Here is a 26,147-nt window from a genome sequence, read left to right on the forward strand (position 1 = left end):
ATGCCCAGCCTGCGTATTGTGCATTCGGAAGCCGCCACCAGTTTCGGCGGACAGGAAGGACGTATTTTCAAGGAAATGCACGCGATGCGTGCGCGTGGGCATCACCTCGAGGCGATCTGCCAGCCGCGCGCGCAGTTGACGGAACGGCTGCGCGATGCCGGTTTCACGGTGCATGCCGTGGACATGGCCGGGCCGGTGAACTACCTGAAGGGTGTGGCCGCGGTCCGCAAGATCCTGAAGGCCGGACGCTTTGACGTGCTCAATACCCACAGCCGGCGCGACACGGTCATCGCGGCCCTGGCCGGGCGCATGGCCGGCACGCCGCTCATCGTGCGCACCCGCCACCTGTCCAATCCGGTCGGGTCGATGTGGTCGTACACCGTCCTGCCGCACCGCGTCACGGCCGTCAGCGACCACGTGCGCAAGTACCTCATCACCCGCGGCGTCCCGCCCGAAAAGATCGCGACGGTGTATTCGCCCATCGTGCTGCCCGCGCCGGTCGAGCGCTCCACCCTGCGCGGAGAACTTGGCCTGGCCGACGACGACGTCGTGGTGGGCTGCGTGGCCGTCATGCGCGCCACCAAGGGCCACAAGGACCTGATCGACGCCATCGCGCCGCTGATGGCCACGCGCCCGAAGCTGCACCTGGTGTTCGTCGGCGCCGGATCGCCGGTCTTCGAGCAGACCCAGGCGTACGTCGCCGAGCGCGGACTGCAGGACCGCATCCATCTGATGGGCACGCGGCGCGACGTGCCCAATCTGCTGGCGGGATTCGATCTCTTTGCCTTGGCCACGCAACAGGAAGCGTCCGGCACGGTGTTTGTCGAAGCGCAGGCCAGCGGCCTGCCCGTCATCGGCACGAACGTGGGCGGCGTGTCCGAAATGTTCCGGGACGGCGTGACGGGCTTTCTGGTCCCGCCCAAGGACCCGGCCGCATTGACCGCCGCGCTCGCGCGCCTGATCGACGAGCCGGCCCTGCGCCGCGCGATGGGCGAGGCCGGCCGCAAGATGGTCTGGGAAGAGGGCGTGTTTTCGCCCGCGCGCCTGGCGGAAACCACGGAAGCCATCTACCTGCGCTGGCTGGCGGAGCGCCGCCCGGCGGACCGCCGCCCGGCGGAGCGCCGCCCATGAATGCGCCCAATGTGCCGGTGCTGATGTACCACCACGTCACGCCGGCCGGCGGCATGATTGCCGCGACGCCTGACGTCTTCGAGGCGCAGATCTCGCGCTTGGCCCGCGCCGGCTACCAGTCGCTCACCACGGCACAGTTTGCCGCCTATCTGGCCGGCGCCTCCGTACCCGAACGCGCCGTGCTGATCACGTTCGACGACGGCTACCTGAACAACTGGGTGCACGCGCATCCCGTCCTCGCCCGTCATGGCATGCGCGCGGTGTTGTTCACCATCACCGGCTGGATCGGCGACGGCCCCGTGCGGCCCCATGCGGGGCAGGGCGGCCCGCTGCCGCCCACGCCCGACCACCACGCCTGCAAGGAACTCGTGGCGTCGGGCCGCGCCGATGAGGCGATGCTGCGCTGGAGCGAGATCGAGGCCATGCAGGCGGCCGGCACCTTCGAATTCCATTCCCACACCCACACGCACACCCGCTGGGACAAGGTCTGCGGCGCGGATACGAACGCCAAGCGCGAGCACATCGCGCAGGATCTAGAGGATTCGCGTGAAACCCTGATCCGCAGGCTGGGCGGCGTGAGCGACCACCTCTGCTGGCCGCAGGGCTATTTCGATGCCGATTACGTGGCCGCCGCCGGGCAGGCCGGTTTCCGGCACTTGTACACTACCGACCCTTTCGGCCAGAACCTCCCCGGCACGGATCCCGCTCATATCTACCGCTTCGCGGTGCGCAATCAGGGCGGTTCCTGGCTGAACCGCCGGATCTGGCTGTCGCGCGACCCCTTCTGGGGCCCGCGCTATCACGCCTGGAAGGCCTGGAAAAAGCGTCTTAGGAATCGCGGATGAAGTTATCAGTCATCATCATCACCAAGAACGAAGCGGCCAACATTGCCGCCTGCCTGAAGTCCGTGTCGTTTGCCGACGAGTTCATCGTTGTGGATTCGGGCAGCACCGACGGCACCGTGGAATTGGCGCGGGCGTTGGGCGCGCGGGTAGAAGTCACCCCTGACTGGCCCGGCTTCGGTCCGCAAAAGAACCGCGCGCTGGACCTGGCGACGGGCGACTGGGTCCTGTCGATCGATGCTGACGAGCGCGTCACGCCCGAGCTGGCGCAGGAAATCCAGGACGTGCTGCGCGCGCCCAAGGCTGACGCCTACGAAATCGCGCGCCTGTCCAACTTCTGCGGCCGCGACATCCGCCATAGCGGCTGGTGGCCCGACTACGTGCTGCGGCTTTTCAAGCGCGGCACGGCGCGCTTCACCGATGCCGCCGTGCACGAACGCGTGGTGCCCGCCAATGGCCGTCCCCTGCAGTTGCGCGGCTATTTCAACCACTATCCGTACGACAACCTGGACGCGCTGATCAACAAGGTCAACCGGTATTCGTCCGACGCGGCCGCCATGATGTACGCCAAGGGCAAGCGCACGTCGGTCTTCGGTGCGCTGGGCCACGGCTTCTGGACCTTCGTGCGCATCTACCTGATCCGCCGCGGCTTCCTGGACGGCCGTCACGGGCTCGTGCTGGCCGTGACGGCGGCGGCGGGCAGCTTCTTCCGTTACTCGAAGCTGATGTTCCTGGCAGAAAACAAAAAGTGAAGATCCTCTACACGAACTTCCACGCGGGCAACGGCGGGGGGCACGTCACCTACATCATCAACCTGGCCAAGGCGCTCGCCCGCGACCACGAGATCACGGTGGCGGTGCCGGAGACCAGCCGGCTGTACCGCTACGCCAAGGCCATCCCCGGCGTGAACGTGGTGGACATGCGCTACACGACGCGCCCCTCGTCCTGGTTCACGGACCGCGCCAGGCTGCATCGCCTGATTGCCGACGGCCAGTTCGACATCATCCACGCCAACGGCTCGGCCGATCACAAGCAGGTCATGCTGGCCACGCTGGGCATGCGGCACCGGCCGCGCATCGTGTTCACCAAGCACAACGATCACCCGCTGACCAGTTTCGGGCACAAGCTGCGGGTGGCGCTGGCCACCGATCACGGCATCGCCGTCAGCGACTACATCCGCGGCATGATGGAGCAGTCCCCGTACCGCAAACGCCCCATCACGACCATCCGGCACGGCATCGATACGAATTTTTTTGCCCCGCCGCCGCCCGAAAGCCTGGACAAGCTGCGCGAACTCTTCTTTGGCCCGGACTGGCAAGGCAAGCTGCTGCTGGGCAGCGCGGGCGGCACCGATTACGACAAGGGCTGGCTGGACCTGGTCGCGGCCGCGGCCGCGCTGCCGCCGGCCGACAAGGCACGCGTCTTGCTGATGGTGGCGGGCGATCCGCCCTCCGAGGCCAAGCTGGCGCGTGTGCGCGAGCTTGGCATGATCGATCAGGTGAAGTTTCCCGGGTTGCTCGATGACGTGCGCGCGGCGCTGGCGTCCTGCCACGCGGTATTCGTGCTGTCGTACCGCGAGGCGTTGTCGTTTGCCTGCCGCGAGATCATGGCGCTGGGACTGCCGGCGCTTGTCAGTGACGCGGGCGGTCTTCCGGAAAACGTAACCGACGGCGTGGATGGCTGGATCGTGCCCGCGCGCGACATCCCGGCCATGACCGCCAAGTTGCGATTCATGCTGGACAACCCGGAGGCTGTGCGCCTGATGGGCCACAAAGCGCGCGAGACCAGTTTGCGCGACTTCAACCTGGAGCGTTTCGCGGCTGCCACAGTGGATGTATACCAACGCACGCTCGCGGGACGCTGAGTCATATAATGTCGAGCTATGTCTATTCCAATCCTTATGTATCACCAGATCGGCGAGCCCAACCCCAAGGGCACGCCGTTTCGCGGACTGACGGTACATCCCGATAGCTTCGCCCGCCAGATGCGCTGGATGCGCCGGCTTGGCTATCGCGGATTGTCCATGCGCGACGTCATGCCTTATGTCCGCGGCGAGCGCCAGGGAAAGGTCTTCGGCATCACGTTCGACGACGGTTTCCGCAATGTGCATCACAACGCGATGCCGGTACTGAGCGAACTGGGATTCACCGCCACCAACTATTTCGTGGCCCGGCAGTTCGACGGCGGCAACGTGTGGGACCTCGAAAAGGGGATCCCGTTTGCGCCGCTGATGACCGTCCAGGAAATGCGGGAATGGGCGCAGGCCGGCAACGAGGTCGGCTCGCACACGCTGGATCACGTCCACCTGCCCGAGCTGCCTGCCGAAGAAGCGCGGCGCCAGATCGTCCAGTCCAAGGACGAGCTCGAACAGGCGCTGGGCGCGCCCGTCACCGCGTTCTGTTATCCCTATGGCGACCATGGCCCCGAGCATCAGGCCATGGCGCGCGAGGCCGGTTACGAGAACGCCACGCTCACCAAGCGCGGCCTGGCGGCGGCGTCCGACGATCCCTTCGGATTGCCGCGCGTTACCGTGGCGCGCTCGACCAACATCGTCCGATTCCTCCAGAAGTGCCTCACCCGGTATGAAGACAGCCGCCGGCGCTCCTGAACGCCGGCTTCGCATCGCGCTGTTGGTTGATCGCTTCGGCAACCGTTTCGGGGGGGCCGAGGCCTATGGCGTCGAGTTGATGCGTGTCCTCGGCAAGCGCCACGACATCTCCGTGGTCGCCCGCGATTTCGACAGCGACCTGCCATTCGAATACCTGCCCGTGCGTTTTCCCGGCTGGCTGCCCAGCTGGACGCGGGTGCTGTATTTCGCCTGGCGCGCCGACCGCCTCACCCGCGGCCGCTTCGACATCGTCCATTCGCACATGAACGGCTGGGCGGGCGAAATCCAGGTCATGCACGTGACGCCGGTCCGCTACAACCGCATCACCCGGGTCACGCCGCTGCAGCGCCTGACGGCCTGGCTCAGCCCGCGGCTGGCTACCTACCTGATGCTGGAAAAGCTGCGCGTGCGCAAGACGCCCCAGCGCCGCGTGGTGGCGGTATCGGGCCTCATCATGGACCAGCTGCACCGCAGCTACGGCGAAGAACTTGCGGTCGACATCATCGCCCCGGGCGTCAAGCTGCCCGCGCCCGACCGTAACGGGGGCCGCCAGGCCACGCGCGCGCGGCTCGGCTGGGACGCGGACACGATCGGCTGTCTGCTGGTGGCGCGCAATCCGCTGCGCAAGGGCCTGCCCGCCTTGCTGGACGCGCTGGCGCTCTTGCCGCCGCGCTACCGGCTGCTGGTGGTCGGCGCCGACGAGCCCACGCGCGAGCGCGTTCGCGCCGCCGGAGACGTCGCCCGCCGCGTCACGCTGGTCGATCCCACCCCGGACGTCGCCCAGTATTTCAATGCGGCCGACATCTACACGCACCCGACCCTGAACGACAGCTACGGCATGGCGCCGCTGGAAGCCATGTCGCACGGTCTGCCGGTCATCGTCAGTTCGCCGGTCTATTGCGGCTTTGCGCAATACCTCACGGCGGGAACGGATGCGCTCATCCTGCAGGACCCGCGCGATGGCGCCCAATTGGCGCAGGCGCTGGAAAGCCTGGGTTCGGATCCGCAGCTGCGCGCGGCACTGACGTCACGCGGCCTGGAAATCGCCCGCGACCAAAGCTGGGAAACCGTGGCCTCGCGCTACGAGGCCCTGTACGAACAGGTGCTGCTGGAGCGCCATTGAAAACGGGGCGTCGAGCCCCGTTTTCAATGGCAGGGCGCGGTTGCCCTTTCCAGGTCGGCCAGCCAGCGGATGGCGTGTTCGCGGTCGGAACCGCACATCTCGTGCTGGGGCTGCAGTCCCCCGCAGAAGTCCGGGCGGGAAGGATCACCAAAGATCGCGCACCGCATGTCCGGCAGCAACTGAACACAGGGCACGCCCGCGGGCTTGCCCTGCGGCATCCCCGGAATGGGCCGCGTGATCGACGGCGCGATGCAGCAGGCGCCGCATCCCGAGCGGCACGCTGGCGCCGCGCCGGTCAGGCTCATACCCATCCGCGCAACCAGTACACAAAGAGACCCGCGTATTCCTTCACGATCGAACGGCTGGCGTCGAACGTGCGTTCGTCGGGCAGCCACAACGACAGCGACCCGTCGGCCGGCTCCACGATCTGCGGCGGCGCGGGGGCGGCAATCACTTCCACGCCCTGCTTGGAAAAGGCCGCCATGGCGCGGGGCATGTGCAAGGCGGACGTGACCAGCAGCACCTTGCCGATGCCGCGCGCCTTGAGCTGGTCTTCGGTGAGCGTGGCGTTTTCATAGGTGGTGCGGCTGGCGTTTTCCAGGATCAGGGCCGACTCCGGAACGCCCTGCTGGCGGATCGCATGCGCCATGCCGCGCGCTTCGCTGACATCGCCTTCCAGCGCGCCGCCCGACAGCAGCACCTTGGGCGCGCGGCCGGCCAGATACAGCTGGGCCGCGGCGTCCACGCGCACGATGGCCGTGTCCTTGTCATAGGGCAGGAACCAATTGGCCCGGCCGTTGGCGGTATTGCCGCCCAGCACCACGATCGCGTCGGCCGTCGGCATCTCGGCGGCGGGCTTGTGCGGATAGCGGTTTTCCAGCGCGCCGCCCGCCCACAGCGACGTCGCCGGCAACGACCAGGCCAGCGCCCAGAGCAAGCCTGCCGCGACGAGCGTGAGGCCGGTCTTGCGAAGCCGGAACAGTCCCAGCACCAGGCCAAGGACCACCAGGGTGATGCACAAATTCAAGGGAATGATCAGATTCGTGAGATAGCTGGAAAAGGTCATTTCGAGACTGTCCTGATTACTGCGTACCATCCAGCAGGCGCTCGGCCTGCTGTGTTGCTTCTTCCTGCGACGGCCAGGCCTGGTCGCTGCCCAGGCACACCGCGCGCGGCGACCACGGGCCGGTGCGTTGCGGCTGTGTCACGCCGAACAGCGTCAGCTGCCGCGCCGACGCCGCCGCCGCGACGTGCGACACGCCGGAATCGTTACAAATCACCAGCGCGGCCCGCGCGGTCAGCGCCGCAAAGGCGCCCAATCCCAGCGGAGGCAGCAACTGGGCGGTCGGCGCATTGCGGCGGGCTTCGTCGGTTTCGGCCGGAGGGGGGCACATTACCACGGTATGGCCGCGGGCCTGCAGGGCGCGCGTCAGTGTATCGAATCCCGGCCACACCTTGATCCTGCCCTTGTGCAGGCCCGTGGCGGTGGGCGCGATCAGGACGAAGGGCCGGTCTTGCAGGCCGGCCTGGGCCAGGGCCTCGCCGGCCGCGCGTTCATGCGCCGCCGTCAGCGGCAGGTCCAGCGTCGGGCCGGGCTGGGCGGGACCGCTGGGCAGGTTCCAGCGGATCAGGGCCTCGCGGGTCAGGTGATGCCAGGATTCGACGGCATGCATCGGCTGGTCGGGTTTGGCGAACGGCCATCGCAGCAGAAAGCTGCGGCCGTCGTCGCGGTACCCCGCCGACGGCACGCCGGCCAGCCGGAACACCAGCGCGCTGGACAGGGAATCCGGCAACAGCAGGCCCCGGGCGCGGCGGCCTTGCGCGCCCAGCCCGCGACGGTGGGCGCTGACCGCCGCCCGGTCCGGCCCGACCTTGCCGCGCATGGGGACGAAATCCAGTTTGTCCACGCCATCGAGCAGGTCGCGGGCCCAGGGGCGGGCGCAGAGGACGAGGGGCAGGCCGCTTGCCGCCAGGGCGCGCAGGCTGGGCAGGCTCATGCAGACATCGCCCACCCAGTTGGGCAGGCGGACATACAGGCAACTGATATCGGACATGGAAGGGCGCACGGGCGCGGATAGGGCTAAGGGGCGGGGACGGCGCGCAGACGCGCAGCCGGTACAATCCTGGGCACAATTGTATGAAAAGCGAGTGATCCCTTTGAATTCTGCCGCACGGAATGCGCCAGCGGGCTCCCAGCCCGTCAAATCCGAACTCTGGACCCGGATCTACAGCCGGGTCGGTTCCTACTGGAAGGGCTTGCTGGCGGCCGTCCTCCTGATGGCAGGCGCCGCGGCCACGCAGCCCGTGCTGGCGGTCATCATGAAGCCCCTCCTGGACGGCGGCTTCTCCGGCGCCAAGCCGTATTACGTTTGGGCACTGCCGCTGGCGGTCGTGGGCCTGATCCTGGTGCGCGGCATCTGCAACTTCTTCAGCGACTACCTGCTGGCCTGGGTGGCCAACAACGTGCTGCTGGGCATGCGGCGCGACATGTTCGAACGCCTCCTGGGCCTGCCGGACGCCGACTTCAAGCGCGGCGACACCGGGCGCCTCCTGAACCGCTTCACCATCGACGCCGGCAATGTCACCGGCTATGCCACCGACGTCATCACCGTGCTGGTGCGCGAAACCCTGGTGGTCATCGCGCTGATCTGCGTGCTGCTCTACATGTCGTGGGTGCTGACGCTGATCATCCTGGTCATGCTGCCGGTCTCGGTCCTGATCTCGCGCTTTTTCATCAAGCGCCTGCGCCGCATCAACCGCGAAACCGTCAACATGAACGCCGAGTTGACCCGTGTGGTCGGCGAAGGCATCGACGGCCAGCGCGTCATCAAGCTGTTCGACGGCTACGAGGTCGAACGCGGCCGCTTCGATTTCGTCAGCCGCCGCCTGCGCCGCTTTGCCATGCGCACGGCCACGGCCGATGCGGCGCTGACGCCCTTGACCCAGGTCTGCATCTCGATTTCCGTGGGCGCGGTCATCGCCGTGGCGCTCAGCCAGGCCAACAGCGGTTCGCTCACCGTGGGCAGCTTCGCGTCGTTCATGGCCGCGCTGGCCCAGATCTTCGACCCCATCAAGCGCCTGACCAACGTGGCCGCCCGCCTGCAAAAGATGCTGGTCTCGGCCGAAAGCGTGTTCACCCTGATCGACCAGATCCCGGAAAACGACACCGGCACCAAGGAATTGCCCGAGCCCGTGCGCGGCAAGGTCGAGTTCCGCAGCGTGTCGCATCGCTTCCCCGACGCCGACCGCGACACGGTCAATGACATTTCCTTCGTGGTCGAACCCGGTCAGACCGTCGCCCTCGTGGGCCGCTCGGGCAGCGGCAAGACCACGCTGGTCAACATGCTGCCCCGCTTCGTGCTGGCCGACAGCGGCCAGATCCTCGTGGACGACGTGCCCATCGATGAACTCACGCTGCGCAGCCTGCGCTCGCACCTGTCGCTGGTCAGCCAGGACGTCGTGCTGTTCGACGACACGATCGCCGCCAACGTCGGCTACGGCGCATTGGGCAAGTCCAGCGAGCAAAAGGTGCGCGATGCGCTGGCCGCCGCCAACCTACTCGACTTCGTCGAGGGCCTGCCGCAAGGCATCAACACGCCCGTGGGCGAGAACGCCGCCCGCCTGTCCGGCGGCCAGCGCCAGCGTCTGGCCATCGCGCGCGCGCTCATCAAGAACGCGCCCATCCTGATCCTGGACGAAGCGACTTCGGCGCTCGATAACGAATCCGAACGCCAGGTGCAGGCCTCGCTGGAACGCCTGATGAAGGGGCGCACCACGCTGGTCATCGCGCACCGCCTGTCCACCGTCCAGAACGCCGACCGCATCATCGTCCTGGACGCCGGCAAGATCGTCGAACAGGGTCCGCACGCGGAACTGCTGGCGGCCGACGGCCTGTACGCATCCCTCTACAAGATGCAGTTCCGGGAAGACTGAGCCAAACCGGTCACGTCTTTCCCCAGCAGCCGCCCCTCGGGGCGGCTTTTCATTGCCGAAGTTCCTGTTTGCCAATCCCGCGGTTTGCCGGAAAATGGCCCCAGCCTGCGCAGAGCGGGCTGGGCGGCGTCCCAGGCGCTTCGGCCCGCCATGCAACCAGGAGCGCTCCATGGCCCTGCCTTCCGAAGGCAATCAAGTCCTCAACGTCGTCGTTCTGCTTGGCGCAGCGGTGATTGCCGTCCCCTTGTTCAAGCGTCTAGGACTGGGTTCGGTCCTGGGCTATCTGGCGGCCGGCCTGGCGATAGGCCCGTTCGGCATCGGGTTTTTCACCGATCCCAAATCCATCCTGCACGTCGCGGAACTGGGCGTGGTGATGTTTCTTTTCATCATCGGGCTGGAGATGCAACCGTCGCGCCTCTGGAAGCTGCGCGGCGAAATCTTCGGGCTGGGCGTCGCGCAGGTGCTGGTTTGCGGTGCGTTGCTTACCGGCGTCGGGTTGCTTGCAGGTCTGTCAGGCGCCGCGGCCTTCATGGCGGCGATGGGTTTCGTGCTTTCATCCACGGCCATCGTGATGCAGATCCTGGCCGAGCGCGACGAGACCACCAGCGCGCAGGGCCAACGCATCGTCTCCATTCTCCTTCTCGAAGACCTGGCGATCGTCCCGCTGCTGGCGCTGGCCGCCTTGCTGGCTCCGGCAAGCAGCGGCAGCGAGGCCAATCCGTGGTGGCAGGCCGCCATTGCGCTCGGCTGCATTCTGGCGCTGCTGGCCGCGGGCCGGTGGCTGCTCAACCCACTGTTCCGTCTTCTGGCCGCGGCGCATGCCCGCGAAGTGATGACCGCGGCTGCATTGCTCGTCGTGCTGGGCGCCGCGTTGCTGATGGAACTGGGCGGCCTGTCCATGGCCATGGGCGCGTTCCTGGCCGGTGTGCTGTTGTCCGAATCCACATTCCGCCATCAGCTCGAAGCCGATATCGAGCCCTTTCGCGGCATCCTGCTCGGCCTGTTCTTCCTGGGCGTGGGCATGTCGCTGGATCTCCTGGCCGTGGCGCGGGAATGGCCGCTCATCCTGGCGGGTGTCGTCGCTTTCATGGCGGTCAAATCCGTGGGCGTCTACATCGTGGCGCGCCTGCTGCGCGCCACCCATGCCGAAGCCATCACCCGTTGCGCGTTGCTGGCGCAAGGCGGCGAGTTTGCCTTCGTGCTGTACAGCGCAGCCGCCGACAAAGGCATCTTCGACGCGCATACGGGCGCGGTGCTGACCGCAGTCGTCATCATTTCCATGGCGCTCACGCCGCTATGCGTCCTGGCCTTGCGCTGGCTCCTGCCCAAACCCAAGCCGTCCATGGATGGCGTGGACGTGGCCCGCGACCTGGACGGCTGCGCGCTGATCGTGGGTTTTGGCCGTTTCGGCCAGATCGTGACGCAGGCAATGCTGGCACGCGGGGTCAAGGTCTCGATCCTGGACACCGACACCGACGCGATCCGCGCCGCGGCAAAGTGGGGCGTGAAGGTGTATTACGGGGACGGTACGCGCGCCGACATGCTGCGTTCGGCCGGCGCCGAAAACGCCTGCGCCATCCTGGTGTGCATCGACGACCCCCGCGCCGCCACCCACATGGTGCATCTCATCAAATCCGAATTCCCGCTGGTGCGCGTCGTGGTGCGGGCCTATGACCGCATCCATTCGCTGGCGCTGGCCCGTGAAGGGGTGGATTTCCAGGTCCGCGAAACCCTGGAATCGGCGCTGGTCTTCGGCGAAGCGGCGTTGCGCGCCATCGGCGTGCCGCCCGACGAGGCCGAGGAAGTCATTCAGGACGTACGGCAACGCGACACCGAACGCTTCGAACTCGAGGTGGCAGGCGGGCTGTTCGCCGGCCGCTCGCTGCTTTACGGAAATATGACGGGCCAACCGGATGGCATTAATGACCGGCCGGACCGCGAAACCGGCGACGCGGCGCCCAGTCCATCCGCCTGACGGCTATTTTTCGGCGTGCATTTCCGGATCTTTGCATTACTTTACGCATCATTTCACGCGCAAAATCAAGCAGCTAGGGTAGATTAATCCGCAATGACGCTTCACTCAGGAAGCGCTTTTGCCAGGGGGCTGCCATGCTGCAAACGGACCGTAATTCGACTACGTCGCACGCCATCGGAATCGAGCTTGCCCGGCGTCAGGCCATGACGCTTCGTTGCGGATTCTCTGGCGTACTCACCCGCCAATTGATGGCGCAGGCCGGCGGGGCAGGGCCCGCCTGGGCCATCAACGCCCACCGCGAAACCGACAAGGCTCGCGGGGCCAAGGCCTTCCCGTTCCGCATCGCAGCCGCCGCGCTGTCCTGAAAGCCCCGCCTCGGGCGCGCCGCGCCCAGCTGCTGTCTTTCCGCGCGTGCCCGGGCATCTTCCCGGGCAAAAATTCCCGTCACTTGCGCTGATCGCCGCCCCTGACTTTGCCGTCCAGGGCGGCGATGCCTTGCGCCTGGCATCGGACATCGGCATCATCATGCACAGCTTGCAGCTGAACTACGCCACCCCGACCGCCACCGCGAAGGAGCGCCGTATTGAAATCACGCGGGATCGTGCACATTACGCTGTACGCGTTGGCCGGCATCGTCGCCATGGGTATCTGTACGGCAGCAGTCGCTCTGTTGTGGATGGACCGCCGCGTGACGTGGGACGCGGCCTACGTATCGGCCCGCAACCTGGCCAGCGTGCTCGCGGCGGACATCGGCCGCACGTTGCATGTCTACGACCTGTCGCTGCAGGGCGTGGTCGAGCGCCTGCAAGAGCCAGGCATCGCCGACCTCGAACCGGAATCCCGGCATCGCTTCCTCTTTGACCGCGCCGCCACCGCGGCGTATCTCGGCGCCATCGTCGTGCTCGACGCCCAAGGCAACATTCGGTACGACTCGCTTGCCGCCACCCCGCCTGACGTCAATTTCGCGGACCGCGACTACTTCAAGGTGCACCAGACCACGGACGACGTCGGTCTCTACGTCAGCCGGCCGTATTACAGCCGGCTGCGAAGCGCCGATGAAAGCATTGCGATCAGCCGGCGAATCTCCAACGCCGACGGCAGTTTTGCGGGCGTCGTTGCCGGCTCCCTGCGCACGGCGTACTTTCGCGATCGCTTTGCCGAGGTGTCCATCGGTCCGCACGACGCCATCACGGTCTTTCGCAACGACGGCGTCGTCCTGTTGCGCAATCCCTATTCACATGCCGACTTCGACAGCGGCATCGACATGCCGCTCGACTTCCAGCAATACCTGATTGGCCGCGAGGGCGCATTTGTCGGCGTGCTGTCGCCCGATGGCGTCAATCGTCTGTATGCGTTCGACGCCATCGAGCGCACGCCGCTGGTGATCGACGTGGCGTTGGCCGTCGACGATCTGCTCGAACCCTGGGTGCGCCGCGCCGCCCTGATCGTGCCCGTGACCTTGGCGCTCTTTGCATCGGTGATGGCGCAGATCGTCCTCTTTCGGCGCGAGATGCGCTGGCGGCAGGCGTTCGAGGCGCAATTGGCGCGTCAGGCCCAGACGGACGGACTCACCGGTATCGCCAACCGGCGCACCTTTGACGAGGTACTCGATCGGGAATGGGCGGCCGCGCGTCGCGATCGCGCGCCGCTGTCGCTGCTGTTCCTGGATGCCGACCGCTTCAAGCTTTACAACGACCGCTATGGCCACCAGGAAGGCGACGCGCTGCTCAAGATGCTGGCGCTTGCGCTTCAGAACAAGGCTCGCCGGCCTCGCGATCTGGCAGCCAGATACGGCGGCGAAGAGTTCGTGGTGCTGCTGCCCGACACGCGCCGCGAACAGGCGCTGGTCATCGCCGAAAGTATCCGGCGCGCGGTCGAGGACCTGGCCATTCCGCACGATGACAACGAAGGCGGTATCGTCACCGTCAGCGTCGGCGTGGCCACGGTCGTGCCGCTAGGCGACGACGTCTCGGCCGCGCTTGTGGAAGCCGCCGATGCGGCCGTTTACCAGGCCAAGGCCGCGGGCCGCAATTGCGTCGCGTCGGCGCCTGCCTGATTATCGATATGGCAAGAAAAACCCCGCCGCACCTTTCGGTGACGGCGGGGCGATGCGTGGCGCAGCGTGCTTGAGCGGTGCTTAACGGCCCATGATCACGGCTTGCAGGCGCGTCTGTGCCTGCTGCACATTCTTGGCCTGCGCGTTCATCTCTTGCAGCAGCTTGTTCAGCTCGGCTTGCACGGCAGGATCGGTCACCGTCACGCTGTTGCCCGAGATCTCGATCTTCGACTTGTTCGCTTCCACGTAGTCGGCGATTTTCAGGGTGACGTCGTAGGTGGCGTTGATCTGCGGCAGCACGTCGCCAAAGGTGTCGGCCGGCAGGGTGATGGTCTTTTCATAGGCCTTGTCGTACACGGCCTTCAGGTCCTCAGGCTGCTTGAGTTGGGCGTGAGCCGCGTCGGCCTTGGCGCGATGCTCCTTCAGCGCCGCATTCATGTCGTTCAGACCGGCACGCACGGACTTCAGGTCCTCGCGGCGCGTGACGATATCGTTCACCGAGCGCACCTGACCCTTCTGCAGGATCCCCGACAGCGGCTTGACCGACGCATCCATGCCGGCATTGAAGTCGGTGATGATGGCGTAGTGGGCCGCGTAGTCGCCGAAGGACTTCTTTTCTTCCTCCGTCAGCTTCGGCACACGCACGCCCGGCTTGTCCACGATGCGCGTCTGCAGGAACTGCGTGAACGCCGCGCGCTGCTCGGGCTCCTTGTCGCCGCAGGCTGCCAGCATCAGCGGCAGGGCCGCGACCAGTACCAGGAACGGACGGAATAGGGACTTCATTGCAATGACCTCCGAATGACTAAGGGAAAAGCGCCGAGGCGGTAACCGACCCGGCAAAGCGCCCGCAGCTTATCGATAACCCTTACTTGTCGCCATCCGTTTCAGAAATCATTTCAAACGAATTGTTAAGTCACAAAATCCACACATATCGAGTTGAACCCTGTTCTCGATTCGGGTATGGCCTCTCGTCCCGGCACGCGTGCTGAATGCGTACCTGGCGAAGAGCGGCCGCCAGCGCGGTTCACAGCACCAACGAAGGCATCGACGGCCGCGCAGACATATCGCCATTTCGGCCGCCCGATGGCCCCCATCCTGTCGCGCCCAAATGAAAAAAGCCGCGCTTGCAGGCGCGGCTCTTCCGTCGGTCCGATGACTAGGCATTCTTCTTATGCCGTCAAACGAGGATGATGTCGTACTTCTCCTGCGAATACGCCGCTTCCACTTCCAGCGATACGCGCTTGCCCACAAAGTCGCCCAGCATCGCCAAATGCTGGCTTTCCTCTTCCAGAAAAAGGTCCACCACTTCCTGCGAGGCAAGGATGCGAAACTCCTTGGGATTGAACTGCCGGGCCTCGCGCAGAATCTCGCGCAGGATTTCATAACAGACCGTGCGCGGTGTACGCACATTGCCGCGCGACTCGCACATGGGGCAGGGCTCGCAAAGCTGGTGCGCCAAAGAATCGCGGGTGCGCTTGCGCGTCATTTCCACCAGCCCCAACTGCGTGAATCCATTGACGGTCATGCGGGTCCGATCGCGCGACAACGCCTTCTTCAGCTCCGCGAGCACGGTGTCGCGATGTTCCTGTTCCTCCATGTCGATGAAGTCCAGGATCACGATTCCCCCCAGGTTGCGCAGGCGCAGCTGCCGCGCAATTGCCTGTGCCGCCTCAAGGTTCGTCTTGAAAATCGTGTCGTCGAAATTGCGGCCCCCCACAAACCCGCCGGTGTTGACGTCCACCGTGGTCAACGCCTCCGTCTGGTCAATGATCAGATAGCCGCCCGACTTCAGGTCCACCCGGCGCGACAGCGCGCGCGCAATCTCGTCATCCACGTTGGCGGTGTCGAACAGGGGGCGCTCGCCGCTGTAATGCTTGATGCGGTCAACCACCGACGGCGTGTACACACGCGCCCATTCCAGCATCGCGGCAGTCGTCGTGCGCGAATCCACCAGGATCGATCCGGTTTCGGGGCCGACCATGTCGCGCAATACGCGCTGGGCAAGCGTCAGGTCCTGGTGCAACAACGCGGGGGCGGGCTGGGTCCGAGCCGCCGCCTGGACACTCGTCCACAACTTGCGCAGATATTCCACGTCGGCAGTCAACTCCGCGTCGTTGGCACCCTCGGCCTGCGTGCGGACGATGAACCCGCCTTTCTCGTCCGAGGGCATCAGTGCTTGCAGACGTTCGCGCAACTGGATGCGTTCGGACTCGGAATCGATCTTCTGCGAAATGCCGATGTGCGGATCGTGCGGCAGATACACCAGCATCCGTCCGGCCATGCTGATCTGCGTCGACAGCCGCGCCCCCTTGGTGCCGAGCGGATCCTTCACGACCTGCACCATGAGGGTCTGTCCCTCAAATATCAGCTTTTCGATTGGCGTCGGCGTCAAACCCTGGCTGCGCTCAGTGCGATTCTCGCGCAGGTCCGCAATATGGATGAACGCCGCCCGCTCCAGCCCAATGTCGATGAACGCACTCTGCATGCCGGGCAGCACCCGCACGACCCGACCCAGATAGATATTGCCGACGTGGCCCCGTTGGATGCTACGTTCGACGTGCAATTCCTGAACCGACCCCTGTTCCACCAGCGCAACGCGGGTTTCAAAGGGGGTGACGTTGATCAGGATGTCTTCGCTCAGGGCGATCGCAGGGGGCATGAGGTATCTGTCTCCAATCAGATGCGGCGTACAGGCGAATAGTAAACGTACATACTAGTCCCACAAGCAGGGGCTGCCGCTATCTATACATATAGGCGCGGCCACTGACGGCCCGTGCCTCCTTCGACGGAGCAGGGCGCCGGCGCCAGCCTGACTGCCTTTCCATCAACAAATTTGCGACACTGGCATGACAGCCCAAAATTCTGTGCTATAGTCTCGCTCCTTCGCAGCTCAGACAGTTTTGAGAGGCGAAGCCAAGCAAGTGCAACAGGTGACGGGGCAACCCAATCTCATCTGCCGCAACGGCACTCAGTAATGAACGCCAAGCGGTTATTGCAAGGATCGACGCAAATCAGGCAGAAGCCAGTTGCAAGATCTGCAAAAATTGTGCTATAGTTTTGGGCTTGGCAGTTACTGAAAAATTAGGGTTTACCCTGACGTTTCAATAACTGCTAGGGCAGGACGAAAGTCCTGGCGAGACCTGAAGAGGTCGCCGCAAGTAAGTGACGCAACTGCGTAAAGCAAAAAGCGAAGCTGACTTGACAAGCGATAAAAACTTCTTCATAATCTCGTTTCTCTGCTGCGACGACGCGAAAGCGAAGTTAGCCGAAGTTGAAGGCAGAAACCAGTAGTACAGAATTTAGCAGTACCGCTCTTTAACAACTAAACAACCGATAAGTGTGGGCGCTTGATGCGAGTGCAGCGATTGGGTTTCGGCCTTATCGCAAGCACAAGAAATCAAGTGCTCACTAGAAGTGAAGTACCTTAGACGTCAAGTTTAAGAACATACCTCACTTCCTTTGAGTAGCGACGTATGACCTGGTTTGGATTTATTCAGACCAAGAATACGAAACAAATACAGAGATTAAACTGAAGAGTTTGATCCTGGCTCAGATTGAACGCTAGCGGGATGCCTTACACATGCAAGTCGAACGGCAGCACGGACTTCGGTCTGGTGGCGAGTGGCGAACGGGTGAGTAATGTATCGGAACGTGCCTAGTAGCGGGGGATAACTACGCGAAAGCGTAGCTAATACCGCATACGCCCTACGGGGGAAAGCAGGGGATCGCAAGACCTTGCACTATTAGAGCGGCCGATATCGGATTAGCTAGTTGGTGGGGTAACGGCTCACCAAGGCGACGATCCGTAGCTGGTTTGAGAGGACGACCAGCCACACTGGGACTGAGACACGGCCCAGACTCCTACGGGAGGCAGCAGTGGGGAATTTTGGACAATGGGGGAAACCCTGATCCAGCCATCCCGCGTGTGCGATGAAGGCCTTCGGGTTGTAAAGCACTTTTGGCAGGAAAGAAACGTTCCGGGTTAATACCCCGGGAAACTGACGGTACCTGCAGAATAAGCACCGGCTAACTACGTGCCAGCAGCCGCGGTAATACGTAGGGTGCAAGCGTTAATCGGAATTACTGGGCGTAAAGCGTGCGCAGGCGGTTCGGAAAGAAAGATGTGAAATCCCAGAGCTTAACTTTGGAACTGCATTTTTAACTACCGAGCTAGAGTGTGTCAGAGGGAGGTGGAATTCCGCGTGTAGCAGTGAAATGCGTAGATATGCGGAGGAACACCGATGGCGAAGGCAGCCTCCTGGGATAACACTGACGCTCATGCACGAAAGCGTGGGGAGCAAACAGGATTAGATACCCTGGTAGTCCACGCCCTAAACGATGTCAACTAGCTGTTGGGGCCTTCGGGCCTTGGTAGCGCAGCTAACGCGTGAAGTTGACCGCCTGGGGAGTACGGTCGCAAGATTAAAACTCAAAGGAATTGACGGGGACCCGCACAAGCGGTGGATGATGTGGATTAATTCGATGCAACGCGAAAAACCTTACCTACCCTTGACATGTCTGGAATGCCGAAGAGATTTGGCAGTGCTCGCAAGAGAACCGGAACACAGGTGCTGCATGGCTGTCGTCAGCTCGTGTCGTGAGATGTTGGGTTAAGTCCCGCAACGAGCGCAACCCTTGTCATTAGTTGCTACGAAAGGGCACTCTAATGAGACTGCCGGTGACAAACCGGAGGAAGGTGGGGATGACGTCAAGTCCTCATGGCCCTTATGGGTAGGGCTTCACACGTCATACAATGGTCGGGACAGAGGGTCGCCAACCCGCGAGGGGGAGCCAATCCCAGAAACCCGATCGTAGTCCGGATCGCAGTCTGCAACTCGACTGCGTGAAGTCGGAATCGCTAGTAATCGCGGATCAGCATGTCGCGGTGAATACGTTCCCGGGTCTTGTACACACCGCCCGTCACACCATGGGAGTGGGTTTTACCAGAAGTAGTTAGCCTAACCGCAAGGAGGGCGATTACCACGGTAGGATTCATGACTGGGGTGAAGTCGTAACAAGGTAGCCGTATCGGAAGGTGCGGCTGGATCACCTCCTTTCAGAGCTTACGTGCTCGTGTTAAGCGTCCACTCTTATCGGTTGTTTGATATAGCTGGGATCAGTTGTAGGCTTGGGTCGAGGGAATCTTCCCTAGGTCTTCAGCTTCCTGACTACTGATCCGAGAAGGTTTTGGGTCTGTAGCTCAGTCGGTTAGAGCACCGTCTTGATAAGGCGGGGGTCGTTGGTTCGAATCCAACCAGACCCACCAGGTATTTCGCGGCAAGCGAAATATGGGGGTGTAGCTCAGCTGGGAGAGCGCCTGCTTTGCAAGCAGGATGTCATCGGTTCGATCCCGTTCACCTCCACCATTGATTCTCATTGATCGCCGGTGGCGATGTAGAGGCCAACTCATAGTGTCGTCAGTCACGACGTTATGAGTTGGGTTTTACCCAACAGCTATATTTGTTCTTTAACAATCTGGAAGAAGCACAACGAAAATGTGTTCATCAAGTAATCGGCATTGCTGATGAAGATGGGCACGGGTTGTGATTGCATTATTTTTGTTCCAAGTTCTCAAGACTGGGGTGATAAGCCTCAGACTGCTTTGAAACTTATGAACGGCACAAACGCTAATACTCAGGTCCTATAGCCTACAGCGTTATAGGATCAAGCGACTAAGTGCATATGGTGGATGCCTTGGCGATCACAGGCGATGAAGGACGTAGTAGCCTGCGAAAAGCTGCGGGGAGCTGGCAAACAAGCTTTGATCCGCAGATATCCGAATGGGGAAACCCACTGCAGCAATGCAGTATCCCTAGCTGAATACATAGGCTAGTGGAAGCGAACCGGGTGAACTGAAACATCTCAGTAGCTCGAGGAAAAGAAATCAACCGAGATTCCGAAAGTAGTGGCGAGCGAAATCGGATGAGCCTTTACGTTTTAGCACGCAGGATAGTCGAACGGAATGGAAAGTCCGGCCGTAGCAGGTGATAGCCCTGTAGACGAAATTCTGTGTGTGGAACTAAGCGTAAGACAAGTAGGGCGGGACACGTGAAATCCTGTTTGAAGATGGGGGGACCATCCTCCAAGGCTAAATACTCGTGATCGACCGATAGTGAACCAGTACCGTGAGGGAAAGGCGAAAAGAACCCCGGAAGGGGAGTGAAATAGATCCTGAAACCGTATGCATACAAACAGTAGGAGCCTCCTTGTGGGGTGACTGCGTACCTTTTGTATAATGGGTCAGCGACTTACATTCAGTGGCAAGGTTAACCGAATAGGGAAGCCGTAGCGAAAGCGAGTCCGAATAGGGCGATTCAGTCGCTGGGTGTAGACCCGAAACCAGATGATCTATCCATGGCCAGGTTGAAGGCACGGTAACACGTGCTGGAGGACCGAACCCACTAATGTTGAAAAATTAGGGGATGAGCTGTGGATAGGGGTGAAAGGCTAAACAAATCTGGAAATAGCTGGTTCTCTCCGAAAACTATTTAGGTAGTGCCTCAAGTATTACTGCGGGGGGTAGAGCACTGTTATAGCTAGGGGGTCATGGCGACTTACCAAACTATGGCAAACTCCGAATACCCGCAAGTACAGCTTGGGAGACAGAGCACCGGGTGCTAACGTCCGGACTCAAGAGGGAAACAACCCAGACCGCCAGCTAAGGTCCCGAATTATCGCTAAGTGGGAAACGAAGTGGGAAGGCATAGACAGTCAGGAGGTTGGCTTAGAAGCAGCCATCCTTTAAAGAAAGCGTAATAGCTCACTGATCGAGTCGTCCTGCGCGGAAGATGTAACGGGGCTAAGCGATAAACCGAAGCTGCGGGTGTGCACTTTTAGTGCACGCGGTAGGAGAGCGTTCTGTAAGCCTGCGAAGGTGGCTTGTAAAGGCTGCTGGAGGTATCAGAAGTGCGAATGCTGACATGAGTAGCGATAAAGGGGGTGAAAAGCCCCCTCGCCGTAAGTCCAAGGTTTCCTGCGCAACGTTCATCGGCGCAGGGTGAGTCGGCCCCTAAGGCGAGGCAGAGATGCGTAGCTGATGGGAAGCTGGTTAATATTCCAGCACCGTCGTACAGTGCGATGGGGGGACGGATCGCGGAAAATCATCAGGGTGTTGGATGTCCCTGTTGCTGCATCGAAGATGGCGCTTAGGCAAATCCGGGCGCGTAAATCAAGGGTGTGGCACGAGCGAGCATTGCTTGCGAAGTGATCGGAAGTGGTTCCAAGAAAAGCCTCTAAGCTTCAGCTGTACGAGACCGTACCGCAAACCGACACAGGTGGACGGGATGAATATTCCAAGGCGCTTGAGAGAACTCAGGAGAAGGAACTCGGCAAATTGATACCGTAACTTCGGGAGAAGGTATACCCCGGTAGTGTGAAGCGCCTGCGCGCTTAGCATGATGGGGTCGCAGAGAATCGGTGGCTGCGACTGTTTATTAAAAACACAGCACTCTGCAAAGACGAAAGTCGACGTATAGGGTGTGACGCCTGCCCGGTGCCGGAAGGTTAAGTGATGGGGTGCAAGCTCTTGATCGAAGCCCCGGTAAACGGCGGCCGTAACTATAACGGTCCTAAGGTAGCGAAATTCCTTGTCGGGTAAGTTCCGACCTGCACGAATGGCGTAACGATGGCCACACTGTCTCCTCCTGAGACTCAGCGAAGTTGAAGTGTTTGTGATGATGCAATCTACCCGCGGCTAGACGGAAAGACCCCATGAACCTTTACTGTAGCTTTGCATTGGACTGTGAACCGGCCTGTGTAGGATAGGTGGGAGGCTTTGAAGCGTGGTCGCTAGATCACGTGGAGCCATCCTTGAAATACCACCCTGGTTTTTTTGCGGTTCTAACCTTGGTCCGTTATCCGGATCGGGGACAGTGCATGGTGGGCAGTTTGACTGGGGCGGTCTCCTCCCAAAGTGTAACGGAGGAGTTCGAAGGTACGCTAGGTACGGTCGGAAATCGTGCTGATAGTGCAATGGCATAAGCGTGCTTGACTGTGAGACTGACAAGTCGAACAGGTGCGAAAGCAGGACATAGTGATCCGGTGGTTCTGAATGGAAGGGCCATCGCTCAACGGATAAAAGGTACTCTGGGGATAACAGGCTGATACCGCCCAAGAGTTCATATCGACGGCGGTGTTTGGCACCTCGATGTCGGCTCATCTCATCCTGGGGCTGTAGCCGGTCCCAAGGGTATGGCTGTTCGCCATTTAAAGAGGTACGTGAGCTGGGTTTAAAACGTCGTGAGACAGTTTGGTCCCTATCTGCCGTGGGCGTTGGATACTTGACGGAGCCTGCTCCTAGTACGAGAGGACCGGAGTGGACGTACCTCTGGTGTACCGGTTGTCATGCCAATGGCATTGCCGGGTAGCTAAGTACGGAAGAGATAACCGCTGAAGGCATCTAAGCGGGAAACTCGTCTGAAGATTAGGTATCCCGGGGACTTGATCCCCCTGAAGGGTCGTTCGAGACCAGGACGTTGATAGGTCGGGTGTGGAAGCGCAGTAATGCGTTAAGCTAACCGATACTAATTGCCCGTGAGGCTTGATCCTATAACACTGATGGTTATTGACCTGGTGATATAGCGTTCCAAGTGTCGTTCAATACAAAATACTGGCTGCACCGTCAGCAGCCAGCCAACACAATTACACCCCACCGTGCGCCGATCATCGAGCCCCAGGCTCTGATCGCCACGCGTTGCGCTTCTTCCAAGATTGGAGCTGTTGCCTACCCCGCAACTGCTCAACCAGTTACGCCTGACGACCATAGCAAGGTGGTCCCACTCCTTCCCATCCCGAACAGGACAGTGAAACGCCTTTGCGCCGATGATAGTGGACGGACGTCTGTGAAAGTAGGTCATCGTCAGGCTTTTATTGCTCAAAACCCCGCAGGTATCCCCTGCGGGGTTTTGTCTTTGTGGCGTCGGGATTACTGTAGCGATTCCAGTATCGGGAATGCGGTATCGGGAAAGTAATTAAAAACCCCCTCGCGGCTGGCGCCGCGAGGGGGGTTTTGTTTTTGGTGTCGTAAAGGGATCTGTGCGCCGCGCGGGTCTTGAAAGTGATTGCGGTCTGGGGCTTGCGCTAGATGGCGCCGCGAGGCGCGGCCACGTATTCCTGGCGGTCGATGCCGTGGCGCTGGAGTTTGTCGTAAAACGTTTTGCGGGGAATGCCTAGGGTGTCGAGCGTGGCTTTGATGTCGCCGCGGTGTGCGGCGAGGGCATCGCGGATGATCTGTGCCTCGTAGCTTTCCATGCGTTCGGGAAGGCTGAGCGAGCCGGTGGGCGCTGGGGCCGTATCAGGTGCCGGGCCATTGAGGACGCCCAGCACGAAGCGTTCTGCGAAGTGGGCGAGTTCACGCACGTTGCCGGGCCAGTCGTGCGTCATGAGGTGCTGACGGATCGAGGCAGGCATGTCGGGGATGTCGCGATGAAAGCGGCGCGCGGCGTGGCCGAGATAGTGTGCGAAGAGCAGCGGGATGTCTTCACGGCGCTCGCGCAGCGGGGGCAGGCGGATCGTGACGACGTTCAGGCGATAGAACAGATCCTCGCGGAACTTGGCGCGGATGGCGGGACTGCCCAGGTCTTCCTTGGTGGCGGCGACCACGCGCAGGTCGAGATTGCGGACTTCGTTGCTGCCAAGCGGGGTGATCTGGCGGGATTCGAGCACGCGCAGCAGCTTGACCTGGACGGCAAGCGGCATGCTTTCGATTTCGTCGAGGAACAAGGTGCCGCCGCTGGCGTGTTCGATGCGGCCGATGCGTTTTTTTTGTGCGCCGGTGAAAGCGCCGGGCTCGTGGCCGAAGAGTTCGCTTTCGATGACGCTTTCTGGCAAGGCGCCGCAGTTGATGGCGACGAGCGCCCGATGCCTGCGGCGGCTGAGGCGGTGAAGCGCTGTGGCGACGACTTCCTTGCCAGTGCCGGTTTCGCCTTCGACGAGCACGTCGACGTCAGCGTCCGCGATATGGCGCAACGTCTGCTTGATGCGTTGCATGGCGGGCGTGGTGCCGATGAACGGCACCTCGTCGGCCTCGACGTTGAAAGCGGCTTCGCGGAGACGGCGGTTTTCGAGGACCAGCCGCCGCTTTTCGGCGGCGTGGCTGATGGCGGCGACCAGGCGGTCGGCGGGGTAGGGCTTGGACAGGAAGTCATACGCGCCTTCGCGCATGCACTGAACGGCTGTGGCGATGTCGCCATGGCCGGTGATCAGGATGACCGGGATATCGGGATCGATGTTGCGCAGCCTCTGGAAGAGTTCGAGTCCGTCCATGTCCGGCATGCGGATGTCGGTGACCACCACCCCATCGAAGTTGCGGTCCAACGCCGGCAACGCGGCGCGGGCACTGCCGTGGGCCGCCACCGAGATGCCGTGCAGCTTCAGCGTTTGTAGCGCGGCGCGGCGAAGTTCGTCGTCGTCGTCGATGAAGACGGCGTGAGGGGCCACCGGCCGCTGCATGGGGTCGTCGGTGACGATCGTGGCGGGGAGCTGGAGATCAGGGGCGCGCGTCATGTGGAGTGCTCGGTGCGGTGGGTCTGGTCCGGCGCCTTGCGCAGGGTCAGGATGAACAAGGCGCCGATGCCGGGCGCATGGGGAGACGACAAGCTGGCGTCGCCTGCGCGCGCGGCGCGCAGTTCGCCGCCGAACTCGGCGACGATGTCGCGGCTGATGACAAGGCCCAGGCCCAGGCCATCGGGTTTGGTCGTGTGAAACGGGGTGAACAGACGGGCGCGGGCCTCGTCGGAGAGTCCGGGACCGTTGTCGTGAACCTGTAGCTGAACGGATTCGCCCAGGTCTTGCAGGGCGATGACAATCCGGCCGTTTTCCGTGCCTTCGAGGGCCTCGAGCCCGTTCTGCAATAGATTGACCAGCACCTGTTCAAGCCTGACCCGGTTCGCCTGGACGCGGCAGTTGTGGTTGCGGGGCGGGCTTTGCAGCGTGACGCCCTGGCGCCGGGCACGCGGGCCGACGAGCAGGATTGCGCCTTCGAGCGCCTCCATCAGATCCGTCGGGCCGACAGTCGCACCGGCCTTGCGCGAAAAGGCGCGCAGCTCGCCGGTGATGTGGCCGATGCGATCGGTCAACGCCGCTATGGTGCCGAGGTTTTCCCGGACGGCGCCTTCGTCGTGACGACGCAGAAATTCGGTGGCGTTGTCTGCGTAGGCGCGTATGGCGGCGACGGGTTGGTTGACTTCGTGCGCGACGCCGGCGGCCACCTGGCCCAGCAATGCCAGTTTGCTGGCCTGCACGAGTTCGTCCTTCATGGTGTGAAGCTGCGTTTCGGCGCGTTGGCGCTCGTCCATTTCGCCGACTAGCTTGGCGTTCACGTCGCGCAATTGCGCGGTGCGCTCGTCGACCAATGCTGCGAGCTGTTGCTGGACGGCTGCTTGCTGCTCGGCCTGTTCCTGGTTGCGGTGGCGGCGGTAAAGCACTACGCCGATCAGCGCCGCGAGCACGCCTTGGGTGAGCAACGCCCCGAGTTGGGCATTGGCGCTGGCCTGGTTCATGGCCGCCTGGATGGGGGACAACTGGTGCAGTGTCCAGCCGGGCGATTCGGTGACCGGCAGGGTGGTGTGCAGCAACGGCGTGCCAGCGGCGGCGCGGGGCAAGGCGTCGTCGGTGCGGACGAGCTGCCCGCTGCTTGCGGCTTGCAGGCGCGGCGAGACAGGCAGCGGCTGAAACTTGGCGTCGCCAAACTGCAGGCTGGTGCGCAGCGTTTGCGCCAGCGCGGGCGGCAGCGGCGACAGGACTCTGAAACGCCAATCTGGAATATTGCCGAGCAGCACCACGCCGTGCTCGTCGGTGACGAAGATGACGGCGTTGGCCTGACGCCAGTCGGCTTCGAGATCCCGGAAGTCGACCTTCAAGACCACCACGCCCAGCATCGCGCCCTGCGCGTCGTCGACCCGACGCGACAGATACAGGCCGGCTTCGTGACTGACGGTGCCGAGCGCGAAATGTTCGGCGGCGCCGTGCGCGACCGACCCTTGAAAGTAAGGGCGGAATTCGTAGCCGATTCCGACGAAAGTGGCAGGCTCGCGCCAGTTGCTGGCGGCGATAGCCAGACCTTTCTTGTCCAGGACGTAGATGGCGGAGGCGCCGACCCCGCGGCTCAGAGATTCGAGTTTCTCGTCCAGGGCTTCGATCTGCCTGGCGCTGGCGCCTTGCAGTGCGGCGCGCAGGTCGACGTCCTGGGTCAGCACGAATGGCAGTGCGCGGAATTTGTCGAGGTTGTTGCGCAATAAGGCGGCATTGATCTGACCCGTGCTGCGCGCCTGGATGGCGGCCTCGCGAAGTGCGCCGTCACGCGCCCACTGCGTTGCTGCGTGCAGCGTGAACGTGACCACGGCGACAGCCAGCAGCGCCAGGGCCACGCGCCACGGCCAGGGCAACCTGCGCGGTCGAGCGGGCGGGGAAAGGGGGGAGGAAGAGGAGCCGGTCATGGTGTGCGGTTTTCCGCACATTTTAGCGGGTTTCTGTGCGAAGTT

General features: G+C 62.6%; 17 protein-coding genes, 2 tRNA genes and 3 rRNA genes. 15 read left to right on the plus strand and 7 right to left on the minus strand.

All coding sequences use genetic code 11. The features are described 5' to 3' along the window. From LN047_RS08570 to LN047_RS08595, 6 genes are read left to right on the plus strand one after another with little or no spacing between them, the layout of a single operon-like run. Positions 1 to 1,131 carry a glycosyltransferase family 4 protein gene (locus tag LN047_RS08570; protein ID WP_373982114.1) on the plus strand — a complete coding sequence of 377 codons (1,131 nt, stop codon included), beginning with the start codon at positions 1 to 3 and terminating at the stop codon, positions 1,129 to 1,131. Continuing rightward, positions 1,128 to 1,976: a polysaccharide deacetylase family protein gene (locus tag LN047_RS08575; RefSeq protein WP_152383881.1), complete on the plus strand. Its 849-nt coding sequence runs from the start codon at positions 1,128 to 1,130 to the stop codon at positions 1,974 to 1,976. Before LN047_RS08570 ends, LN047_RS08575 begins: the two co-directional genes overlap by 4 nt. Then, entirely contained in the window at positions 1,973 to 2,725 is a 753-nt protein-coding gene (locus LN047_RS08580; protein WP_056320194.1) for a glycosyltransferase family 2 protein, read from the plus strand. Before LN047_RS08575 ends, LN047_RS08580 begins: the two co-directional genes overlap by 4 nt. Then, positions 2,722 to 3,837, plus strand: coding sequence for a glycosyltransferase (locus LN047_RS08585; protein WP_373981509.1), 1,116 nt, complete (start codon positions 2,722 to 2,724; stop codon positions 3,835 to 3,837). The genes LN047_RS08580 and LN047_RS08585 overlap by 4 nt, the downstream gene beginning before the upstream one ends. 18 nt (positions 3,838 to 3,855) lie before the next feature. Then, a complete protein-coding gene (locus LN047_RS08590; RefSeq protein WP_152383883.1) occupies positions 3,856 to 4,581 on the plus strand; it encodes a polysaccharide deacetylase family protein in 726 nt (241 codons plus the stop codon). Continuing rightward, positions 4,556 to 5,704, plus strand: coding sequence for a glycosyltransferase family 4 protein (locus LN047_RS08595; protein ID WP_223574872.1), 1,149 nt, complete (start codon positions 4,556 to 4,558; stop codon positions 5,702 to 5,704). The genes LN047_RS08590 and LN047_RS08595 overlap by 26 nt, the downstream gene beginning before the upstream one ends. 23 nt (positions 5,705 to 5,727) lie before the next feature. On the opposite strand, the gene LN047_RS08600 is transcribed toward LN047_RS08595, so the two are convergent. The 3 genes from LN047_RS08600 to LN047_RS08610 are packed head-to-tail and all read right to left on the minus strand — an operon-like array spanning position 5,728 to position 7,758. After that, complete coding sequence (locus LN047_RS08600; RefSeq protein ID WP_223574874.1) at positions 5,728 to 6,009, minus strand: YkgJ family cysteine cluster protein; 282 nt, start codon at positions 6,007 to 6,009, stop codon at positions 5,728 to 5,730. Then, entirely contained in the window at positions 6,006 to 6,770 is a 765-nt protein-coding gene (locus LN047_RS08605) for a YdcF family protein (protein WP_062838404.1), read from the minus strand. Before LN047_RS08605 ends, LN047_RS08600 begins: the two co-directional genes overlap by 4 nt. Before the next feature lie 16 nt (positions 6,771 to 6,786). After that, on the minus strand, positions 6,787 to 7,758 hold the full coding sequence (locus LN047_RS08610; protein WP_056320207.1) for a glycosyltransferase family 9 protein: 972 nt from the start codon (positions 7,756 to 7,758) through the stop codon (positions 6,787 to 6,789). 103 nt (positions 7,759 to 7,861) lie between these two features. Here LN047_RS08610 and msbA point away from each other — a divergent pair, with 103 nt between their 5' ends. From msbA to LN047_RS08630, 4 genes are all read left to right on the plus strand, one after another. Next, a complete protein-coding gene (gene msbA / locus LN047_RS08615) occupies positions 7,862 to 9,637 on the plus strand; it encodes a lipid A export permease/ATP-binding protein MsbA (protein WP_056320209.1) in 1,776 nt (591 codons plus the stop codon). A gap of 169 nt (positions 9,638 to 9,806) precedes the next feature. Continuing rightward, positions 9,807 to 11,612 (plus strand): monovalent cation:proton antiporter-2 (CPA2) family protein, encoded by a 1,806-nt coding sequence (locus LN047_RS08620; RefSeq protein WP_152383887.1) that lies wholly within the window; start codon positions 9,807 to 9,809, stop codon positions 11,610 to 11,612. Between the two features lie 134 nt (positions 11,613 to 11,746). Beyond that, the gene (locus tag LN047_RS08625) at positions 11,747 to 11,977 is read left to right on the plus strand and encodes a hypothetical protein (RefSeq protein WP_062838401.1); all 231 of its coding nucleotides are present in this window, start codon (positions 11,747 to 11,749) and stop codon (positions 11,975 to 11,977) included. A gap of 218 nt (positions 11,978 to 12,195) precedes the next feature. Continuing rightward, the gene (locus tag LN047_RS08630) at positions 12,196 to 13,668 is read left to right on the plus strand and encodes a diguanylate cyclase (protein ID WP_373981510.1); all 1,473 of its coding nucleotides are present in this window, start codon (positions 12,196 to 12,198) and stop codon (positions 13,666 to 13,668) included. Positions 13,669 to 13,749: 81 nt separating this feature from the next. Here LN047_RS08630 and LN047_RS08635 read toward each other — a convergent pair whose 3' ends face one another. Together LN047_RS08635 and rng are read right to left on the minus strand one after the other, a co-directional pair. Further along, positions 13,750 to 14,451: a DUF3053 domain-containing protein gene (locus LN047_RS08635; RefSeq protein WP_056320219.1), complete on the minus strand. Its 702-nt coding sequence runs from the start codon at positions 14,449 to 14,451 to the stop codon at positions 13,750 to 13,752. Between the two features lie 394 nt (positions 14,452 to 14,845). Next, a complete protein-coding gene (rng, locus tag LN047_RS08640; RefSeq protein ID WP_056320252.1) occupies positions 14,846 to 16,309 on the minus strand; it encodes a ribonuclease G in 1,464 nt (487 codons plus the stop codon). Between the two features lie 885 nt (positions 16,310 to 17,194). On the opposite strand from rng, the gene LN047_RS08645 reads away from it, so the two are divergent. The 5 genes from LN047_RS08645 (at position 17,195) to rrf (ending at position 22,531) form a co-directional block, all read left to right on the plus strand. After that, positions 17,195 to 18,725: ribosomal RNA gene (locus tag LN047_RS08645) — 16S ribosomal RNA — on the plus strand. A 132-nt stretch (positions 18,726 to 18,857) separates the two neighbouring features. After that, positions 18,858 to 18,934, plus strand: a tRNA-Ile gene (locus LN047_RS08650). 24 nt (positions 18,935 to 18,958) lie between these two features. Beyond that, positions 18,959 to 19,034 (plus strand) — tRNA-Ala (locus LN047_RS08655). A 296-nt stretch (positions 19,035 to 19,330) separates the two neighbouring features. Further along, positions 19,331 to 22,215 (plus strand): 23S ribosomal RNA (locus LN047_RS08660). Between the two features lie 203 nt (positions 22,216 to 22,418). Further along, positions 22,419 to 22,531 (plus strand): 5S ribosomal RNA (gene rrf / locus LN047_RS08665). Together the 16S, 23S and 5S rRNA genes with 2 tRNA genes alongside form the textbook arrangement of a ribosomal RNA operon. A gap of 215 nt (positions 22,532 to 22,746) precedes the next feature. On the opposite strand, the gene LN047_RS08670 is transcribed toward rrf, so the two are convergent. Then, positions 22,747 to 24,117: a sigma-54-dependent transcriptional regulator gene (locus LN047_RS08670; protein ID WP_373982115.1), complete on the minus strand. Its 1,371-nt coding sequence runs from the start codon at positions 24,115 to 24,117 to the stop codon at positions 22,747 to 22,749. A gap of 50 nt (positions 24,118 to 24,167) precedes the next feature. Then, the gene (locus LN047_RS08675) at positions 24,168 to 26,102 is read right to left on the minus strand and encodes an ATP-binding protein (RefSeq protein ID WP_373981511.1); all 1,935 of its coding nucleotides are present in this window, start codon (positions 26,100 to 26,102) and stop codon (positions 24,168 to 24,170) included. Between the last annotated feature and the right edge of the window lie 45 nt (positions 26,103 to 26,147).

The sequence above is a fragment of the Achromobacter sp. JD417 genome (assembly GCF_041879325.1).
Lineage (GTDB): Bacteria > Pseudomonadota > Gammaproteobacteria > Burkholderiales > Burkholderiaceae_B > Achromobacter > Achromobacter mucicolens.

Coding starts and splice junctions, on each gene's coding strand:
- LN047_RS08570 (WP_373982114.1), top strand. CDS start 1: ATGCCCAGCCTGCGTATTGTGCATTCGGAAGCCGCCACCAGTTTCGGC.
- LN047_RS08575 (WP_152383881.1), top strand. CDS start 1,128: ATGAATGCGCCCAATGTGCCGGTGCTGATGTACCACCACGTCACGCCG.
- LN047_RS08580 (WP_056320194.1), top strand. CDS start 1,973: ATGAAGTTATCAGTCATCATCATCACCAAGAACGAAGCGGCCAACATT.
- LN047_RS08590 (WP_152383883.1), top strand. CDS start 3,856: ATGTCTATTCCAATCCTTATGTATCACCAGATCGGCGAGCCCAACCCC.
- LN047_RS08595 (WP_223574872.1), top strand. CDS start 4,556: ATGAAGACAGCCGCCGGCGCTCCTGAACGCCGGCTTCGCATCGCGCTG.
- LN047_RS08600 (WP_223574874.1), bottom strand. CDS start 6,009: ATGAGCCTGACCGGCGCGGCGCCAGCGTGCCGCTCGGGATGCGGCGCC.
- LN047_RS08605 (WP_062838404.1), bottom strand. CDS start 6,770: ATGACCTTTTCCAGCTATCTCACGAATCTGATCATTCCCTTGAATTTG.
- LN047_RS08610 (WP_056320207.1), bottom strand. CDS start 7,758: ATGTCCGATATCAGTTGCCTGTATGTCCGCCTGCCCAACTGGGTGGGC.
- LN047_RS08620 (WP_152383887.1), top strand. CDS start 9,807: ATGGCCCTGCCTTCCGAAGGCAATCAAGTCCTCAACGTCGTCGTTCTG.
- LN047_RS08625 (WP_062838401.1), top strand. CDS start 11,747: ATGCTGCAAACGGACCGTAATTCGACTACGTCGCACGCCATCGGAATC.
- LN047_RS08635 (WP_056320219.1), bottom strand. CDS start 14,451: ATGAAGTCCCTATTCCGTCCGTTCCTGGTACTGGTCGCGGCCCTGCCG.
- LN047_RS08670 (WP_373982115.1), bottom strand. CDS start 24,117: ATGCAGCGGCCGGTGGCCCCTCACGCCGTCTTCATCGACGACGACGAC.
- LN047_RS08675 (WP_373981511.1), bottom strand. CDS start 26,102: ATGACCGGCTCCTCTTCCTCCCCCCTTTCCCCGCCCGCTCGACCGCGC.